Origin of the sequence: Citrobacter sp. SX206 (assembly GCF_024181025.1) — a bacterium.
GTDB classification, from domain to species: Bacteria; Pseudomonadota; Gammaproteobacteria; order Enterobacterales; family Enterobacteriaceae; genus Citrobacter; species Citrobacter youngae.
Window position 1 is genome coordinate 2,558,364 of sequence record NZ_CP049738.1, and the last position, 16,611, is coordinate 2,574,974.

Below are 16,611 nucleotides of genomic sequence, written 5' to 3' on the forward strand. Positions count from 1 at the left end.
ACCTTATTCCTCCAGTTGTTGAAGACTGCGGCTGCGAATCTCTTGTTGCAGCTTCTCAATCACTTCATTTACGTCCAGGCTGCCCAAGTCTTTGCCACGACGGGTGCGCACGGCAACTTTGCCTGCTTCTACCTCTTTGTCGCCACAGACCAACATGTAAGGGACACGACGTAAAGTGTGCTCGCGGATTTTAAAGCCTATCTTCTCATTTCTCAAGTCTGCTTTTACACGAATACCCGCATTTTGTAGTTTCTGCGTTAATTCGTTGACGTATTCAGACTGAGAATCGGTGATGTTCATGACCACAACCTGAACCGGCGCAAGCCAGGTCGGGAAGAAGCCAGCGAACTCTTCGGTCAGGATACCAATGAAACGTTCCATCGACCCAAGAATTGCGCGGTGAATCATAACCGGCACCTGACGTTCGTTGTTTTCGCCAACATAAGAGGCGCTTAAACGGGACGGCAGAGAGAAGTCCAGCTGTACAGTACCGCACTGCCATGCACGATCGAGGCAGTCATACAGGGTAAATTCAATTTTCGGACCGTAGAATGCGCCCTCACCCAGTTGGAACTCAAACGGGATGTTGTTTTCTTCCAGCGCAACGGCCAGGTCAGCTTCAGCACGGTCCCACATTTCATCGCTACCGATACGTTTTTCGGGGCGAGTGGACAGTTTGACGACGATTTTCTCGAAGCCAAAGGTGCTGTACATATCGTAGACCATACGAATGCAGGCGTTAACTTCATCGCGAATCTGCTCTTCAGTACAGAAGATATGTGCATCATCCTGGGTAAAGCCACGTACACGCATCAGACCGTGCAGCGCACCTGACGGCTCGTTACGGTGACAGCTACCAAATTCAGCCATACGCAACGGCAGATCGCGATAGGATTTCAGACCCTGGTTAAAGATCTGCACGTGGCCCGGGCAGTTCATAGGTTTAATGCAGTACTCACGGTTCTCAGACGAGGTCGTGAACATTGCATCTTTGTAGTTGTCCCAGTGACCTGTTTTTTCCCACAGCACACGGTCCATCATGAACGGACCTTTAACTTCCTGGTACTGATATTCTTTCAGTTTCGAGCGAACAAAAACTTCCAACTCGCGGAAGATAGTCCAGCCATCGTTATGCCAGAACACCATACCCGGTGCTTCTTCCTGCATATGATACAGGTCAAGCTGCTTACCAATTTTGCGGTGGTCTCGCTTGGCCGCTTCTTCCAGGCGTTGCAGGTAGGCATTCAGGGCTTTTTTATCGGCCCATGCAGTACCATAAATACGCTGCAGCATCTTGTTATTGCTGTCGCCACGCCAGTATGCCCCTGCGGTCTTCATCAGTTTGAAGTGATGGCAGAAACGCATGTTCGGCACGTGCGGGCCACGGCACATATCGACATATTCTTCATGATGGTACAAGCCTGGCTTGTCATCATGGGCGATGTTTTCATCAAGAATAGAGACTTTATAGGTCTCGCCACGCTTCACGAAGGTTTCGCGCGCTTCGTACCAGCTGACTTTCTTCTTAATGACATCGTAGTTTTTCTCAGCGAGCTCGTGCATCCGCTTCTCGAGCGCGTCGACATCTTCCTGGGTTAACGTACGGTCAAGATCGATATCGTAGTAAAAACCGTTGTCAACAACCGGTCCGATCGCCATTTTGGTGTTCGGCCAAAGTTGTTTGATCGCATGCCCTAACAGGTGCGCACAAGAGTGACGAATGATCTCCAGACCTTCTTCATCTTTCGCGGTGATGATGGAGAGTTTCGCATCATGTTCAATCAGATCGGAAGCATCTACCAGCTCACCGTTAACACGGCCAGCAATAGTCGCTTTCGCCAGACCTGGACCGATGTCCAGCGCAACATCCATGGGGCTTACAGCGTGGTCGTAATGGCGTTGGCTGCCATCAGGAAGAGTAATAACAGGCATGTTATATCCTTATTTGCAGTGGTGCCCCACACGTAAGAGCACATACAAAGATTCAATATTTAAAATTATCAAAAAGGTCTGGGCTGATTCCCGCTTCACTCTGCGAAATATGTCACAGGTCACCTGACTGGTAACACTGGACCTACGCCCGTTTTTTGATAACACCGTTTGACAGTGTACACGGCATTAGGATGCGATCAAAGCAACAATCAACGTGCACTCTATGATGTAAATCAATTCACTGACACCCTGACGTCTTTGTTACACTTGTAGAAAGTCATTTCACCGGAGCAGGAAAAAACAATGCCAACAAACCGCTTTGCGAAGAAACACTGGAAGATGGTGGTGATCCTGCTGGTTATTTGTGCGGCAATGCTGATGCTGCGTTGGGCAGCAATGATCTGGGGTTAAAATACTGGCCGCTTTTCTGGTTCCGTTGTATTTATCAATTAAATCGAATTCATCTGAAAAATAGCAAGTTATCGATAAGCATTAAAAATAAAACACAGATTAACTTTTAAATAAACTTAACGTTAATAGATAAAAGCCGGGCCAATTATTTGGCCCGGTTTGTCACTACATACGATAACCGAGCGAAAGCGTCGTGCGGCGATCGGTATGTTCCGGCGCGGTTGCCGGCGGTTCGGAGTTCCAGGTGACGTTGTACGCGACCTTCAATCCAAAGTGTTCGTTGATGGCAACGTTTAAGGCCGTTTCAGAGTTAAGCGTTGTATCATCTGCACCAAATACCGACACACCCTGCGTAAACTTGGTGTTGTCCGTCATCTGCCACGCATAAGCCCCGGACGCATAACCTAACGGTTGCGTTTCAGTGGTGCCATCAGTGTGCTCGTCATAACGTACACCAGGACCGAATTCAAAGCGGAAACTGTGCACCGGTCCATTAAGAAACTGGCGACCATAACCGGCCGTTAGCACGTCACGCTCACGGTATCCGTTATAACGGTCTGTTAACCAACTGGCCTGACCAAAGAGATAGTCATAGTCAGTCATGTTGTAACGACTACGACCACCTACAGCATATTTCTCAGATGAACGCTCATCATTTGAGGAGGTGTTGCTGGCATTTCCCCACAGAGACCACGCCGTAGATTGACCATACCAAGTCATGGTGGTGTCGGCGGTTAAAGAAGAACTTTTTGTGTTGCCTGACTGGGCAAGATATCCCGCGTTCAGGTTACCTTCAAAGGGTTTTTTCGCGCTGGAAGGGTCATCCATGACAGTAAAAACGGAATCATCGGCGGCGGCATGCATTGACGCAAACACGCACCCCGTCAGCAATACTGCTGCGGGCACTGTCTTCAAAAGCTTCATTTATAAAGAGTCCGTACAACAAAAAAAGAGACCATAACGGTCTCGGAAACTTTCATGTGGATCAATGACAAAAGACCCTTGAAAGGTAACAAATTATAAAAAGACTCGAATAACATAGCAATAAATTCTTATTTCATTTTTTGAATAAGAGCGTTCCTAATCCTTTATTTTATTTATATATCTTTGGCACGAAAATTTTAAATAAAGCTGCGAGAAATCATGTTGTTAATTACTTCACTTTCGTGGCGTTAAGTGCCAGACTGGGGTCAGCCTAACAGGAGGTAAAGATGGTACGTATCTATACGTTAACACTTGCGCCCTCTCTCGATAGCGCAACAACCACTCCACAAATCTACCCCGGAGGTAAACTTCGCTGTACCTCACCAGTTTTTGAACCTGGCGGCGGAGGCATCAACGTCGCCCGCGCCATTGCACATCTTGGCGGAACTGCAACGGCCATCTTTCCGGTCGGTGGTGCAACCGGCGAGCACTTAGTTTCTTTACTTGCCGACGAAAATGTTCCCGTCTCGACTATCGAGGCTAAAGACTGGACCCGACAAAATCTCCATGTCCACGTCGAATCCAGCGGCGAGCAGTATCGTTTTGTCATGCCCGGTGCCGCGCTGACTGATGACGAATTCTACCAATTGCAGGATCAGGTACTGGAAATTGAATCGGGTGCGATACTGGTCATTAGCGGCAGTTTGCCGCCCGGTGTACAAATAGAAAAAATGACCCGGCTCATCACTACCGCACAAAAACAGGGCATTCTCTGCATTGTCGATAGCTCCGGTGAGGCGCTGACGGCGGCCTTAGCCATCGGCGGTATCGAACTGGTAAAACCTAACCTCAAAGAATTGAGTGCGCTGGTGAAACGCGAACTCACGCAACCCGATGATGTCCGCAAAGCGGCACAGGAGATTGTACAAAGCGGCAAAGCGCTTCGCGTTGTGGTCTCTCTTGGGCCACAAGGGGCGTTGGGCGTCAATCAAGAAACGTGCGTCCAGGTCGTCCCTCCGCCGGTGAAAAGCCAAAGTACCGTTGGTGCAGGCGACAGTATGGTCGGCGCGATGACGTTGAAACTGGCAGAAAATGCCTCATTTGAAGATATTGTGCGTTTTGGCGTCGCTGCGGGTAGTGCAGCAACGCTGAATCAGGGCACGCGGCTGTGCGCATTGGACGATACGCAAAAAATTTATTCGTATCTCACTCAGTAATGACACCGTCCCTCTTTTGAAGAGAAAGGGGGATTCTCGCGTAAAACTGTCAGCATGGGTGTTATGCGACTATGATAAAAAATCACGTGATTACAAAGAAGTGAATCATGTGCAGTCAGACGTCTCCACAACGGTACGGGGTGAAGAAGAGCGACAAACATTAAGTGCCTTTCCAGCGATGACGCGTCCGTGGTGTGCGTCAGTTCGTGTTTTTTAACCGCATTCTTGCGCTAACCTTATGATCTGGCAGACAACATGGGGAGAGACATCATGTGGCAGGCTATCAGTCGTCTTTTAAGCGAGCAATTAGGTGAAGGCGAAATCGAACTGCGTAATGAACTGCCCGGCGGAGAGATTCACGCCGCATGGCATTTACGCTATGCGGGGAGAGATTTTTTCGTCAAATGCGATGAAAGAGAGCTGTTAACCGGCTTTACGGCAGAAGCCGATCAGCTGGAGCTACTTTCCCGCAGTCAAACTGTATCTGTACCGAAAGTCTGGGCAGTAGGCGCAGACAGAGATTACAGCTTTCTGGTGATGGATTTCCTCCCTCCCCGTCCGCTTGATGCGCATAACGCGTTTATTCTCGGTCAACAGCTTGCGCATTTGCACGAATGGAGCGATCAGCCTCAGTTTGGCCTCGACTTCGATAATGCACTCTCCACTACGCCACAACCCAATGCCTGGCAGCGTCGCTGGTCAACCTTCTTCGCCGAGCAACGCATCGGCTGGCAACTGGAACTTGCGGCGGAAAAAGGCATTGCGTTTGGCAATATTGACGCCATTGTCGATCATGTTCAACAACGACTCTCCTCCCATCAGCCACAACCTTCTCTCCTGCACGGCGATTTGTGGTCGGCAAACTGTGCGCTCGGGCCGAATGGCCCCTACATCTTTGACCCCGCCTGTTACTGGGGTGACAGAGAGTGCGATCTGGCAATGTTGCCGTTACATACCGATCAACCGCCGCAGATTTATGACGGTTACCAGTCTGTCTCACCACTACCGCTGGACTTTCTCGACAGGCAGCCAATCTACCAGCTCTATACGCTACTGAATCGAGCAATTCTGTTCGGAGGACAGCATCTGGTTGTGGCGCAGAAAGCGCTGGATAGATTACTCGCTGCTTAGCTACGTACCGCGTTGCTTATCAGGCCTGCCGTTTCGCAACGTGGCAGGCCCGATAGAGCAGCACTTACAAAAATCCCAGTAATGAAAAGAAGAAATAGCCGATCACGATAACGATCACCGGCAAAATATAGAGCGGGAAGATTTGTAAAAAGATCGTATGATGTGGCACGATAATACGCGACTCAATTTGCTCACGCGATAACCCTTCACTGCCTTTTGCCTGTTCCAGAATCAACTGATCTTCAACGCCCTCGCGTAAAAAACGCGCCTGACGACTCATTCTGGCGCCAGAGTCCTGCAATGCCAGACCGATGAATATCAGAATGAAAATCAACCAAAAAACAAGATTAAGTCCGGTCTGAAAATCCGGTGTCGGCGAGTTATACCAAAACAGATTGAGAAACGGTGTATTCACCCGCATCATGTCGATCATCACGTGGGCAAAATCGAGCATTACCGCATTAATCCCTTCCTGCTTTTCGCTGTGCGCGTACATAAACTTCAGTACTGAAACCAGTGTTGAAATCAGCGCCGGGATGAAAATCACCCATCCCAGCAACCTTTTCAAGACAGCAATGCGTCCAGCTTGTTGATACGTCATGAGTTCCCCTTGATAAAGACGTGTCATTTTGGCCTAAGTTTACCCGTTGATAACCGTTTTCGCCTGATCTTTAAAGGCGGTATACTGCCAAATTAGCCATAATGAACGCTTAGAGCTCGTTCTGGTGGGCTCTTAATCCCTGTTATCAGCCTAAAGGAGAGGTTGTGATGCCAACCCCGCGTCAAATTCTTGCTGCAATTTTCGATATGGATGGATTACTGGTCGATTCAGAACCGCTTTGGGATCAGGCCGAACTGGATGTGATTGCAAGTTTAGGCGTAGATATCACCCGCCGCCATGAACTTCCCGACACGCTTGGTTTACGTATCGATATGGTTGTTGATCTTTGGTTTGCGCAGCAACCGTGGAACGGTCCCTCACGTCAGGAGGTCACCGAGCGCATCATCACCCGGGCCATTGCGTTAGTGGAAGAAACAAAACCGCTGCTGCCGGGTGTGCGTGAAGCCGTGGCGTTGTGCAAATCTCAGGGAATCAAAGTAGGACTGGCATCCGCTTCGCCGCTGCATATGCTGGAAAAAGTGCTGACCATGTTTGATCTGCGCAACGACTTCGACGCGCTGGCTTCTGCAGAAAAACTGCCTTACAGCAAACCGCACCCGCAGGTTTACCTCGATTGTGCGGCGAAACTGGGCATTGACCCTATAAACTGCGTTGCGCTGGAAGACTCGGTAAATGGCATGATTGCTTCAAAAGCCGCCCGTATGCGTTCCATCGTCGTACCAGCGCATGAGAATCAGGACGATCCTCGCTTCGTTCTTGCCGATGTCAAATTAACCTCACTCACCGAACTCACTGCCGTTCATCTGCGCGGCTAATCCTGTAACGGGCAATGATCGTATTGCCCGCCCTCTCAGATTTTTTATTTTTAAAACATCGTTTCACTTTTAATTGTGTTTCTGTTTAACCTCTCCTATCCTTGCCCTATAGAGCAAGCGTTAATGACATAAATAGTTGAGGTAAACATGATTCAGGAAGCTTTTCGTCTCGAAGGTAAAGTAGCCATCGTCACTGGATGTGACACCGGCCTTGGGCAGGGTATGGCAGTGGCGCTGGCTGAAGCGGGCTGCGATGTAGTCGGCGTGAATCGTAAAATACCACATGAAACCGCAGAGAAAATTAACGCCCTCGGTCGACGTTTTATGGCTATTCAGGCCGACCTCAGCCAACAAGATGATCTCACCAGCATCGTGACACAATCGGTGTCGGCGTTTGGCCGGGTCGATATTCTGGTTAACAATGCAGGAACTATACGCCGTCAGGATGCGCTGGACTTCAGTGAAAAAGACTGGGATGACGTGATGAATCTGAATCTCAAATCCGTTTTTTTCCTGTCACAGGCAGTGGCGCGCCAGTTTCTGGTTCAGGGCAACGGCGGAAAAATCATTAACATTGCCTCAATGCTCTCTTTTCAGGGCGGAATCCGCGTTCCTTCCTACACCGCATCAAAAAGTGGCGTGCTTGGAATCACCCGCTTACTGGCTAATGAGTGGGCGGCTCAGGGAATTAATGTCAATGCCATCGCACCCGGTTATATGGCGACAAACAATACGCAGCAGCTGCGCGAAGACAGTACGCGTAATCAGCAAATTGTCGATCGCATTCCCGCAGGGCGCTGGGGAACACCGGATGACTTGCAAGGCCCGGTCGTTTTTCTCGCCAGCCAGGCTTCTGACTATATCAATGGTTACACGCTTGCCGTGGACGGCGGTTGGTTGGCGCGTTAATCGTGCATTTGTGACAAAGGGTTACAACGTCACCTCTTCCGCCTACTGTATAAAACCCCTATACTGTATGAATTGACAGTTCATTGGGTTTTATCATGACGGCGGAAGGCCATCTCCTTTTTTCTATTGCCTGTGCGGTATTTGCCAAAAATGCCGAGCTGACGCCCGTTCTTGCTCAGGGTGATTGGTGGCATATTGTACCTTCGGCCATTTTAACCTGCCTGCTACCCGATATCGATCACCCGAAATCCCTGCTCGGGCAGCGGCTGAAGTGGATATCAAAGCCTATTGCCCGGGCATTTGGCCATCGCGGGTTTACTCACAGCCTGCTGGCCGTCTTTGCCCTGCTGGCCACGTTTTACCTGAAAGTTCCGGATAGCTGGATAATCCCGGCCGATGCCTTACAAGGTATGGTTCTCGGTTATCTCAGTCACATTCTGGCTGACATGCTGACTCCGGCAGGCGTTCCCCTGCTTTGGCCCTGCCGCTGGCGTTTTCGTCTGCCCATCCTCGTGCCGCAAAAAGGCAACCAACTGGAACGGTTCCTGTGCATGGCGCTGTTTGCCTGGGCTATCTGGATGCCGCAGACCGTACAAGAGAACAGCGCGGTACGCTGGTCATCACAGATGATTAATACGCTGCAAATGCAGTTTAATCGTTTTATAACGCACCAGGTTGACTAATAAATCAGCCAAAATGTCATTTTAGGTATAAACAATTCCATTTGAATATAAGAGGCAAGTCACAGTTCTGCTAATCTTGCGCCAACAGAATCACCATTGCATGGTGATACGCATAATAAGATCAGGAGAACGGGGATGAACTTTCCATTAATCGCGAACATTATCGTGTTCGTAGTACTGCTGTTCGTGCTGGCGCAAGCCCGCCACAAACAGTGGAGTCTGGCCAAAAAAGTACTGGTCGGTCTGGTCATGGGCGTGGTGTTTGGTCTCGCCCTGCATACCATTTATGGCTCCGACAGCCAGGTTCTTAAAGATTCCGTACAGTGGTTCAACATTGTCGGCAACGGTTATGTCCAGTTGCTGCAGATGATTGTCATGCCGCTGGTATTTGCGTCTATTCTCAGCGCCGTTGCGCGTCTGCACAACGCCTCTCAGTTAGGTAAAATCAGCTTCCTGACCATCGGCACGCTGCTGTTTACAACGCTGATTGCCGCACTGGTCGGGGTTCTGGTAACCAACCTGTTCGGCCTGACCGCCGAAGGCCTGGTGCAAGGTGGTGCCGAGACTGCACGTCTGAACGCTATTGAAACCAACTATGTTGGCAAAGTGGCTGACCTCAGCGTTCCGCAGCTGGTACTGTCGTTTATCCCGAAAAACCCGTTTGCCGATCTGACCGGTGCTAACCCGACGTCGATTATCAGCGTGGTCATCTTTGCTGCATTCCTCGGTGTTGCCGCACTGAAGCTGTTGAAAGATGATGCGCCAAAAGGTGAGCGCGTATTAACGGCTATCGATACCCTGCAAAGCTGGGTGATGAAGCTGGTTCGTCTGGTGATGCAGTTGACGCCGTATGGTGTTCTGGCGCTGATGACCAAAGTGGTTGCCGGTTCCAACCTGCAGGACATCATTAAGCTGGGTAGCTTCGTCGTTGCTTCGTATCTCGGCCTGGGCATTATGTTCGTCGTACACGGCATCCTGCTGGGTATTAACGGCGTTAGCCCACTGAAATACTTCCGCAAAGTCTGGCCAGTACTGACTTTCGCCTTCACCAGCCGTTCCAGTGCCGCTTCTATTCCACTGAACGTTGAAGCGCAAACCCGCCGTCTGGGCGTCCCTGAGTCCATCGCCAGCTTTGCCGCCTCTTTTGGTGCAACGATTGGTCAAAACGGTTGTGCGGGTCTGTATCCGGCGATGCTGGCCGTGATGGTGGCACCAACTGTCGGCATTAACCCGCTGGACCCAATGTGGATTGCCACGCTGGTGGGTATCGTGACCGTCAGTTCTGCAGGAGTTGCGGGTGTGGGCGGCGGCGCGACCTTCGCGGCACTGATCGTACTGCCTGCCATGGGTCTGCCGGTCACACTGGTTGCTCTGTTGATCTCAGTTGAACCGCTGATCGATATGGGGCGTACTGCATTGAACGTTAGCGGTTCCATGACCGCTGGTACGCTGACCAGCCAATGGCTGAAACAGACCGATAAATCGATTCTGGACAGCGACGATCACGCCGAACTGGCGCATCGCTAAAAGCCTGTCTGCGCAAAACAAAAAACCGCCAGTGAGTTATGCTCCGGCGGTTTTTTTATATCCGATTAATCGCTCAGTTCGTTTTCCTGGCGAATCTGGTTAGCCCAGCGCTGGGCCGACTCCGGAACCGTAAATGCAGGCGAACGCTGAAACGCCTCCCCCATTAAGACAAAAGCGACATATTTTCCGCGCAGTATCCATACGTCACGAAACGCGTCCATTTTCACCGCATGCTCTGGCGGAGCGGGCTCCACGCGAGGAACATAGCTGATGACCGGACGATTTTGTTGGCGAAGAGGTTTCATAATCAGTTGCTTCACTAAAGACAAATTCTAAAAATCTGAAAAACGCTATCTTAGCTGATTTTACCCCTGGACGGTGCAAAAACAGTGAATTCGTGAAGTGGGTGGCGATAATGGGGGGAACAGATAAGTTGCAGCAAACATCAATGACGCAGACAAAAAAATGCGGCGCACCGACGCGCCGCCAACTCAGGAATTAAACGTTCAGAAAACTGCCAAGACGATAACCGCGCTCCGCAATAGCGTATTTCAATGACGAAGACGTCAGTACGTCAAGCTCAGTTAAGCGGGGGTAACAGTAGGCACTTTGTCGAATGATGTCATCGATAAACGCCGGATGACACATCACTTCCAGCGAGGACTCTCCCCGGTCTGCGGACGCGTCCAGCGTCTGCAAAAACAGGGCCTCAGAAATCGCGTCGCCATAAAACTCACTGCTAAATCCCTGGGAGGTACGCAACGTTTCCGGTAAATCGGACGCCTGGAACACCGTCTGCCGATCGATCCGCAACGCAACGCCTCTCTCCGCGGCAAAACTGGCGACAATCGGGAAAATCTGCGGGAACATATGCACGTGGTGATGACTATCCAGATGCGTCGGCTCCCGCCCGAACAGGTCAATAAAACGCTGATACTGTGCAGCCAGCTCCCGAGAAATCTCTTCCAGCGGCAACGTTTCTTCCTCTGCCATCTGCCAGATCCATTTCCCTAACACACCGTCACGCGTCAGACCCGGCATAGCCGTTAACGGTTTGCCGAGCGTCAGGACAAAGTGCATCCCAACGGCAAGCTCCGGTATATCGCGACTAAGCTGTACCGCATGCTCTATCGCCTCGCCATTCACCAGGGCCGTGGTTGAGGTGACAATGCCATTGCGACAGGCTTCAACAATGCCGTAGTTTTGTCCTTTGCTCAGGCCAAAATCATCCGCATTCACAATCAGTACGCGTTCCATAGCCAACCTCAGTTAGTGTTGTTCGCTTTTAAGTTTCTCGATGCATCCGGCGAAATTTGGCAGCCATTTTTCATGCGCCAGAATCAGCTCACGGGCAAGAATTTCAGCATCAGTGTCGGAATGCACCAGCGGGCTCAGGTTCAACGCCAGCAGCACATCATTCAACTCGCCGCTCAGTGCTGCGTTGCTCGCCGCCACTTCAAAACCTTTAATGGTATAGATAAGCCCCAGAACCTTTTCATCGAAATGGGTGATACGTGGGTGCGGAGTTGCACCATTGCGCCCCAGCGTGCAGGTCATCTCAACGGCCCAGTCCGCAGGAATATTATCAACATGGCCATGATGAGGAATGTTGACGTAATGTTCGGTCTGTTTGTCGTTGTAGATAGCATTGATGACTTCACACGCGGCATCAGAGTAATAAGCCCCGCCACGCTGTTCCAGCTCTTTCGGCTTAACATTCAACTCAGGATTTTTATACAGATCAAACAGTTGCTTTTCTACTTTCTGTACCACCTGTGCGCGTGCACCACCTTTGTAATATTCGCCCATTTCAATCGCCAGCATCTCTTTTGGCTTGAAGTAGTACAGCAAATACGAGCACGGCAGCAGCCTCAGTGAACGAATCAGCCCTTCACTGAACGGCAGATCGAAGATGTTCTTCACGCCAGAGGCTTTCAACTGACCCGACGCAACGCCGTCCAGCAGTTCATCAAAGCGTGACACACCGTTGACCAGAACATCCTTAATGAAGACCATATGGTTCAGACCAAACAGATCGATGGATAAGTCATCGCTCTCTTTCAGCGCCAGCACGTCGCTGATGAACATTTTCATGCCGATCGGAATATTACATACCCCGATGAATTTCTTGAAATTCGTATGGCGATAAACCGCCTCAGTCACCATCCCGGCTGGGTTAGTGAAGTTGATCACCCACGCATTCGGGCACAGTTCTTCCACATCTTTCACAATATCAAAGATAACCGGAATGGTACGCAGGCCTTTGAACAGCCCGCCAGCGCCGTTGGTTTCCTGCCCCAGATACCCGTGGCTCAGCGGAATGCGTTCATCCTTTTCACGGGCTTGCAGTTGCCCAACCCGCAACTGGGTAGTAACGAAATCAGCATCTTTCAGCGCTTCGCGGCGATCCAGCGTTTTATACACTTTCATCGGGACGCCAGCTTTATCAATCATGCGCTGGCAGAGGTCAAAAATAATGTCCAGCTTCTCTTTACCACCGTCGACATCCACCAGCCACAATTCAGAGACCGGTAATTCATGATAACGCTTAATAAAGCCTTCAAGTAATTCAGGGGTGTAGCTGCTCCCGCCACCGATAGTGACGACTTTTAATTTCTGGCTCATAATTTCTCCCTTCAGTGTAAAAACACTGACACGTATTATGCTCAACCCATTCGTCAGGTATAGCGTGGCAGTCCCGGCGCTATTTTGGGCAAGCTATAAAAATTGGTTATTGGTAAATAAAATTTACTGATTAAATTCCGTTAATTTCTTACGATAGCTATTTGGTGTAAACGACGTCAGCTTTTTAAACGTTTTAATAAACAAGCTCGGACTACTGTAACCAGACTCATAGGCAATATCAGTTACAGAATAGTTAGTCATTTCCAGCTGTTTTTTAGCAAAATTAATGCGGATTTCATTAATAATCTGCATTGGCGTTTTACTGTAATAACGCTGGGTTGCACGGGTCAGATACTCCTGGGATTTTGCGGACAGGTGTACCATATTTTCCAGCGCATTTTCGCTGAACTGCCTTTTGTCATGCATGCTTTCCACGGTAGTTTTAAGCCATTGTGGAATATCATCCAGCACCTGCTCTTCCCGATGATGGCGTAACCGATTAATAATATAGAAGGTGACCACTTCTACAAATTCATCCAGTCCGCTTTCACGAAAGTTCAGTGATGCTATAACCGTTTCGATGTAGGTAAGAAACGAGCTGTTCGCCCGATACACCTGCGATGCGACAAAACAAAATGGCAGCAACGGGTGGTAGTGCTGTTCAAAAAAACGTTTACTGATACCAACGTTAAGAATTCGCGTCGCGCCGAAATCATAGAAACTTTGGTGATGCGATCCCAACGGGATAAAGACAAAGTCTCCGCGCTCAAGCAGTACACGCTTACCGTTGATTTCCTGATAGTAACGTCCAGTTAATACAAGGGTAAATTCGTAGTAATCATGCTGATGCAGCCCACTGATACTCTCAGTTTTGTTATAGATGAACACATGAAAATTTTTGCCATTAAAAAGCTGCTGCTCATAGACGGTTTTGATTTCCGGTGCGTTAATCTGTAGCTGCATTCTGCACTCCTCGCTATTTCAGCTTCTCGTGAAGCTCAATCAGTTCTGTCACCAGTTCACGTGCCAGCATCGACGTCATCAGGTGGTCCTGTGCATGGACCAGCACCAGGCTGACTTTCATTTTACCTTCACCCTGATCGCCTTCAATCAGTTTAGTCTGGACAAGGTGTGCTTCGTTCAGCGCCATGCGAGACTGTTCCATCATGGTCTTCGCTGACTCAAAATCACCCTGTTTGGCCATTTTGAGCGCGCCATACGCCAGGCTACGCGCCTGACCCGAGTTGATGATGAGCCCCATCACCACTTCTTCAAGCTCTTCTGCTTCTGACTGCGTGTCGACGATGTTCTCGATATCCAACATACTTTTTTCCTCTGGTTCAGTCCGGCATGGCCGCATAGCCATGCCGGATTAAATTTAGAATTTCAATGCGTTAGCGATATCTTCTTCGCTTTCTTCTTTATCAATGACGTTCTGAGCTTTGTTGGCGACGACCACAAATGGCAGGTACACCAGCGTTGCGATGCCAAGGTTAAACAACGCGACCAGCAGAGCAGCGACGCTACCGTTGGTGTTAAAGAATGCGCCCAAACCGGTTGGCATAGTCCACGGTGCAATGTTGGTAATTGGTGGAATAATGCCTGTGTAATAAGCGGCCAGGGTAATCGCTGCCAGAATCGGCTGAACCAGGATGAATGGAATAAACATAACCGGGTTCATGATAATCGGCAGACCGAACAGAATGGGTTCGTTAATCTGGAACAGACCTGATGGCAGTGCCAGTTTTGCTACCTGACGATAATCAGCGCGACGAGATGCCAGGAAGATAGCAATAATCAGACCCAGCGTTGCCCCACTCCCTCCCAGGAAAATATAGGAGTCCAGCATCGGCTTCGCCCAGACGTGGAACGTCTTACCCGCTTCCAGTGCCGCGTCTACGGAACCAAACTGTTGGTAGATAGAGATGTTTTCCAGCGCCCAGGGGGTCATGATACCGCTGTCCAGTGCAGTCAGTGCCAAAGAACCGTGAATACCAAAGAACCACAACAGCGGGACAAAAATCACGTATGCCCAACCCACCACACTACCCAGTGACGCCAGCGGAGTTGAAATGGAATCCATGATGATCTGGTGGAAGTTCGTTCCCCAGGTGTTCAACGCCCAGGCGATGATCCCCATAATAGAGAGGATAATGAAGCCAGGAATCAGTGCAGAGAAGGAGCGAGAAACAGAAGCCGGAACGCTATCAGGTAATTTAATAACCCAATTACGATGCACGACGAAGGTGAACATTTCCGCGACCACCAGGCCGATAATAATACCGGAAATAATGTTCGCACCGCCCAGCCAGTTAGCACCCACGGCATAGGCTTCACCCACACTGTAAGGTGTGACTGTCATAAATGCGGCGACAGATAATAAACCAGCAGCCAGCGCATCGACCTTGCGTTCTTCCGCCAACGCCATACCGATAAAGAATGGCGCCATCAATGACATAATACCCAGCGTACCGTTATAGACGTTCCCACCGATGCCTTTTAAACTATTTAGTGTTTCAATAGTTGAAGCATCAAGTCGAATGCCCATGGAATAAAAAAACGACCCCTCCCCAAAGCTCAGGAAAACGTTATTGATTAATACAAACATAGCCCCTGCGAGGGTTAACGGCATTAAACGAATAAAACCGTTTTTGATTGCATTAACGTGTGGCTGCTTTCCAATTTTTACAGCAAAAGGAAGGAGTACCTTTTCAAGTGAAGCAATAGCGTTACTCATAGAAAAATACCCTTAAATACCGCAATTAACAATTGCGGTGAATGTTAATGAAATAACTCTTTGACGGGAAAATTTAAAATAATTAATTTGCTGCGGCTTTTTTAATTGCTGCAACTGCAGCCTTAAGCACGCCTAAACCATCGACTTTGCCATACAACAGCGAGTCAATCACTTCTACAGGTTTGTTGGGTAACAAACGCTGAATTTCGGGCAACATATAAGCAATCTGTGGACCTAATAACACGACATCGGCTACTGGGCCTTTTTCTCCGGCCAGCGTTTCGGGAAACGCTTCAATGATAACCGGCACTTCGTATTTTTCAGCCTGAGCACGCATCTTCGAGACCAACAAAGAAGTCGACATGCCCGCAGAACAAAACAGATAAATGTGTTTCTTTTCCATTAAAACGATCCTCATGTGCGATTATCTGTGTACCAGACACTCCGCAAGCCATAACCTGCATCCATGCTCTGGGTAACTTGCGTCAGCTAAATTACTTTTTTAGGTGGCTGAAATGAGTATACGGGATTGCACCCGCGGATGGTATTTCATTGACCAACTAAATTGTCTCTCCTTGACCTGTGGTTATGACACCCCTCACACTTCGGGCAAATAATTCGCGACAATAAATAAGATCGCGTGACACAAAAAAACCGGCACAGCGGCCGGTTCGTCAGAGTGCTCAGGCAATAAACAGTTGTTACTTCTTCGCTGCCTGCGGGTCGGTGTCGTACTCCGCACAGGTCTGGTAGCCGGAATTAATCACGTGCCCAGTATCATCTAATGCAACAAAATAGGTCTCTGCTTTACCATCTCGTTGACCCAGGATGTAGGTCTGACATGTACCACGCGCATGGATCATGCTGACTTCAGAAGAAGGTTTACCGGCAATCTGCGCCACTTGCGCCCGGCTCATCCCTTTCTTCACATCTTTCACCACGGGCTGCACAAATTGGTCTTTAGTACGATCGTAAGCCGTACAGCCTGCCAGCATAGTCAATACCGCCGCTGCACTCAGAATTCCTGTTAGATTCTTGTTCATATTCCGTCCTCTTGTTTTTCAGCGTGTTATATAAG

At 49.4% G+C, this 16,611-nt stretch carries 18 protein-coding genes; 7 read left to right on the forward strand and 11 right to left on the reverse strand.

From position 1 onward, the window contains the following. Positions 1–3 precede the first annotated feature (3 nt). Complete coding sequence (gene thrS, locus G8S19_RS12535) at positions 4–1,932, reverse strand: threonine--tRNA ligase (RefSeq protein WP_040233697.1); 1,929 nt, start codon at positions 1,930–1,932, stop codon at positions 4–6. A gap of 303 nt (positions 1,933–2,235) precedes the next feature. On the opposite strand from thrS, the gene yniD reads away from it, so the two are divergent. Continuing rightward, on the forward strand, positions 2,236–2,343 hold the full coding sequence (yniD, locus tag G8S19_RS12540) for a small membrane protein YniD (RefSeq protein ID WP_003030590.1): 108 nt from the start codon (positions 2,236–2,238) through the stop codon (positions 2,341–2,343). A 165-nt stretch (positions 2,344–2,508) separates the two neighbouring features. Here yniD and G8S19_RS12545 read toward each other — a convergent pair whose 3' ends face one another. Beyond that, on the reverse strand, positions 2,509–3,267 hold the full coding sequence (locus G8S19_RS12545) for a YdiY family protein (RefSeq protein ID WP_048211874.1): 759 nt from the start codon (positions 3,265–3,267) through the stop codon (positions 2,509–2,511). Between the two features lie 287 nt (positions 3,268–3,554). On the opposite strand from G8S19_RS12545, the gene pfkB reads away from it, so the two are divergent. Both pfkB and G8S19_RS12555 read left to right on the forward strand, forming a co-directional pair. Continuing rightward, on the forward strand, positions 3,555–4,484 hold the full coding sequence (gene pfkB / locus G8S19_RS12550; protein ID WP_253685253.1) for a 6-phosphofructokinase II: 930 nt from the start codon (positions 3,555–3,557) through the stop codon (positions 4,482–4,484). 270 nt (positions 4,485–4,754) lie between these two features. Beyond that, complete coding sequence (locus G8S19_RS12555; RefSeq protein ID WP_124021689.1) at positions 4,755–5,615, forward strand: fructosamine kinase family protein; 861 nt, start codon at positions 4,755–4,757, stop codon at positions 5,613–5,615. 64 nt (positions 5,616–5,679) lie between these two features. Here G8S19_RS12555 and G8S19_RS12560 read toward each other — a convergent pair whose 3' ends face one another. Then, entirely contained in the window at positions 5,680–6,216 is a 537-nt protein-coding gene (locus tag G8S19_RS12560) for a YniB family protein (protein WP_101741712.1), read from the reverse strand. Positions 6,217–6,383: 167 nt separating this feature from the next. Between G8S19_RS12560 and hxpB the strand changes: the two genes are divergently transcribed. The 4 genes from hxpB (at position 6,384) to tcyP (ending at position 10,171) form a co-directional block, all read left to right on the forward strand. Then, on the forward strand, positions 6,384–7,052 hold the full coding sequence (hxpB, locus tag G8S19_RS12565; protein ID WP_061067783.1) for a hexitol phosphatase HxpB: 669 nt from the start codon (positions 6,384–6,386) through the stop codon (positions 7,050–7,052). Between the two features lie 147 nt (positions 7,053–7,199). Continuing rightward, entirely contained in the window at positions 7,200–7,961 is a 762-nt protein-coding gene (gene kduD / locus G8S19_RS12570; RefSeq protein WP_124021687.1) for a 2-dehydro-3-deoxy-D-gluconate 5-dehydrogenase KduD, read from the forward strand. A gap of 83 nt (positions 7,962–8,044) precedes the next feature. After that, complete coding sequence (locus tag G8S19_RS12575; RefSeq protein WP_086523651.1) at positions 8,045–8,644, forward strand: metal-dependent hydrolase; 600 nt, start codon at positions 8,045–8,047, stop codon at positions 8,642–8,644. Positions 8,645–8,779: 135 nt separating this feature from the next. After that, positions 8,780–10,171, forward strand: coding sequence for a cystine/sulfocysteine:cation symporter (gene tcyP, locus G8S19_RS12580; RefSeq protein ID WP_048211881.1), 1,392 nt, complete (start codon positions 8,780–8,782; stop codon positions 10,169–10,171). Between the two features lie 65 nt (positions 10,172–10,236). Here the strand turns inward: tcyP and cedA are convergent, their stop codons facing one another. The 8 genes from cedA to osmE form a co-directional block, all read right to left on the reverse strand. Beyond that, entirely contained in the window at positions 10,237–10,479 is a 243-nt protein-coding gene (cedA, locus tag G8S19_RS12585) for a cell division activator CedA (RefSeq protein WP_231591575.1), read from the reverse strand. Between the two features lie 190 nt (positions 10,480–10,669). Further along, complete coding sequence (gene chbG, locus G8S19_RS12590; RefSeq protein WP_101741715.1) at positions 10,670–11,428, reverse strand: chitin disaccharide deacetylase; 759 nt, start codon at positions 11,426–11,428, stop codon at positions 10,670–10,672. A gap of 12 nt (positions 11,429–11,440) precedes the next feature. After that, entirely contained in the window at positions 11,441–12,796 is a 1,356-nt protein-coding gene (locus G8S19_RS12595; RefSeq protein WP_048211884.1) for a 6-phospho-beta-glucosidase, read from the reverse strand. A 123-nt stretch (positions 12,797–12,919) separates the two neighbouring features. Further along, on the reverse strand, positions 12,920–13,759 hold the full coding sequence (gene chbR / locus G8S19_RS12600) for a transcriptional regulator ChbR (RefSeq protein WP_005120798.1): 840 nt from the start codon (positions 13,757–13,759) through the stop codon (positions 12,920–12,922). A 13-nt stretch (positions 13,760–13,772) separates the two neighbouring features. Further along, entirely contained in the window at positions 13,773–14,120 is a 348-nt protein-coding gene (gene chbA, locus G8S19_RS12605) for a PTS N,N'-diacetylchitobiose transporter subunit IIA (RefSeq protein ID WP_101741716.1), read from the reverse strand. A gap of 54 nt (positions 14,121–14,174) precedes the next feature. Continuing rightward, complete coding sequence (chbC, locus tag G8S19_RS12610; RefSeq protein WP_040233680.1) at positions 14,175–15,533, reverse strand: PTS N,N'-diacetylchitobiose transporter subunit IIC; 1,359 nt, start codon at positions 15,531–15,533, stop codon at positions 14,175–14,177. An 82-nt stretch (positions 15,534–15,615) separates the two neighbouring features. Further along, positions 15,616–15,936, reverse strand: a complete 321-nt coding sequence (gene chbB, locus G8S19_RS12615) for a PTS N,N'-diacetylchitobiose transporter subunit IIB (RefSeq protein ID WP_003832547.1) — start codon at positions 15,934–15,936, stop codon at positions 15,616–15,618. A gap of 298 nt (positions 15,937–16,234) precedes the next feature. Beyond that, positions 16,235–16,576 (reverse strand): osmotically-inducible lipoprotein OsmE, encoded by a 342-nt coding sequence (gene osmE / locus G8S19_RS12620; RefSeq protein WP_003030621.1) that lies wholly within the window; start codon positions 16,574–16,576, stop codon positions 16,235–16,237. Positions 16,577–16,611: the final 35 nt, after the last annotated feature.

Excerpts from the sequence above, each read along its gene's own strand:
- pfkB (WP_253685253.1), top strand. The coding sequence starts at position 3,555 with ATGGTACGTATCTATACGTTAACACTTGCGCCCTCTCTCGATAGCGCA.
- chbR (WP_005120798.1), bottom strand. The coding sequence starts at position 13,759 with ATGCAGCTACAGATTAACGCACCGGAAATCAAAACCGTCTATGAGCAG.
- osmE (WP_003030621.1), bottom strand. The coding sequence starts at position 16,576 with ATGAACAAGAATCTAACAGGAATTCTGAGTGCAGCGGCGGTATTGACT.
- yniD (WP_003030590.1), top strand. The coding sequence starts at position 2,236 with ATGCCAACAAACCGCTTTGCGAAGAAACACTGGAAGATGGTGGTGATC.
- chbC (WP_040233680.1), bottom strand. The coding sequence starts at position 15,533 with ATGAGTAACGCTATTGCTTCACTTGAAAAGGTACTCCTTCCTTTTGCT.
- kduD (WP_124021687.1), top strand. The coding sequence starts at position 7,200 with ATGATTCAGGAAGCTTTTCGTCTCGAAGGTAAAGTAGCCATCGTCACT.
- tcyP (WP_048211881.1), top strand. The coding sequence starts at position 8,780 with ATGAACTTTCCATTAATCGCGAACATTATCGTGTTCGTAGTACTGCTG.
- G8S19_RS12595 (WP_048211884.1), bottom strand. The coding sequence starts at position 12,796 with ATGAGCCAGAAATTAAAAGTCGTCACTATCGGTGGCGGGAGCAGCTAC.
- G8S19_RS12555 (WP_124021689.1), top strand. The coding sequence starts at position 4,755 with ATGTGGCAGGCTATCAGTCGTCTTTTAAGCGAGCAATTAGGTGAAGGC.
- thrS (WP_040233697.1), bottom strand. The coding sequence starts at position 1,932 with ATGCCTGTTATTACTCTTCCTGATGGCAGCCAACGCCATTACGACCAC.
- chbB (WP_003832547.1), bottom strand. The coding sequence starts at position 15,936 with ATGGAAAAGAAACACATTTATCTGTTTTGTTCTGCGGGCATGTCGACT.
- hxpB (WP_061067783.1), top strand. The coding sequence starts at position 6,384 with ATGCCAACCCCGCGTCAAATTCTTGCTGCAATTTTCGATATGGATGGA.
- chbA (WP_101741716.1), bottom strand. The coding sequence starts at position 14,120 with ATGTTGGATATCGAGAACATCGTCGACACGCAGTCAGAAGCAGAAGAG.
- chbG (WP_101741715.1), bottom strand. The coding sequence starts at position 11,428 with ATGGAACGCGTACTGATTGTGAATGCGGATGATTTTGGCCTGAGCAAA.
- G8S19_RS12560 (WP_101741712.1), bottom strand. The coding sequence starts at position 6,216 with ATGACGTATCAACAAGCTGGACGCATTGCTGTCTTGAAAAGGTTGCTG.
- G8S19_RS12545 (WP_048211874.1), bottom strand. The coding sequence starts at position 3,267 with ATGAAGCTTTTGAAGACAGTGCCCGCAGCAGTATTGCTGACGGGGTGC.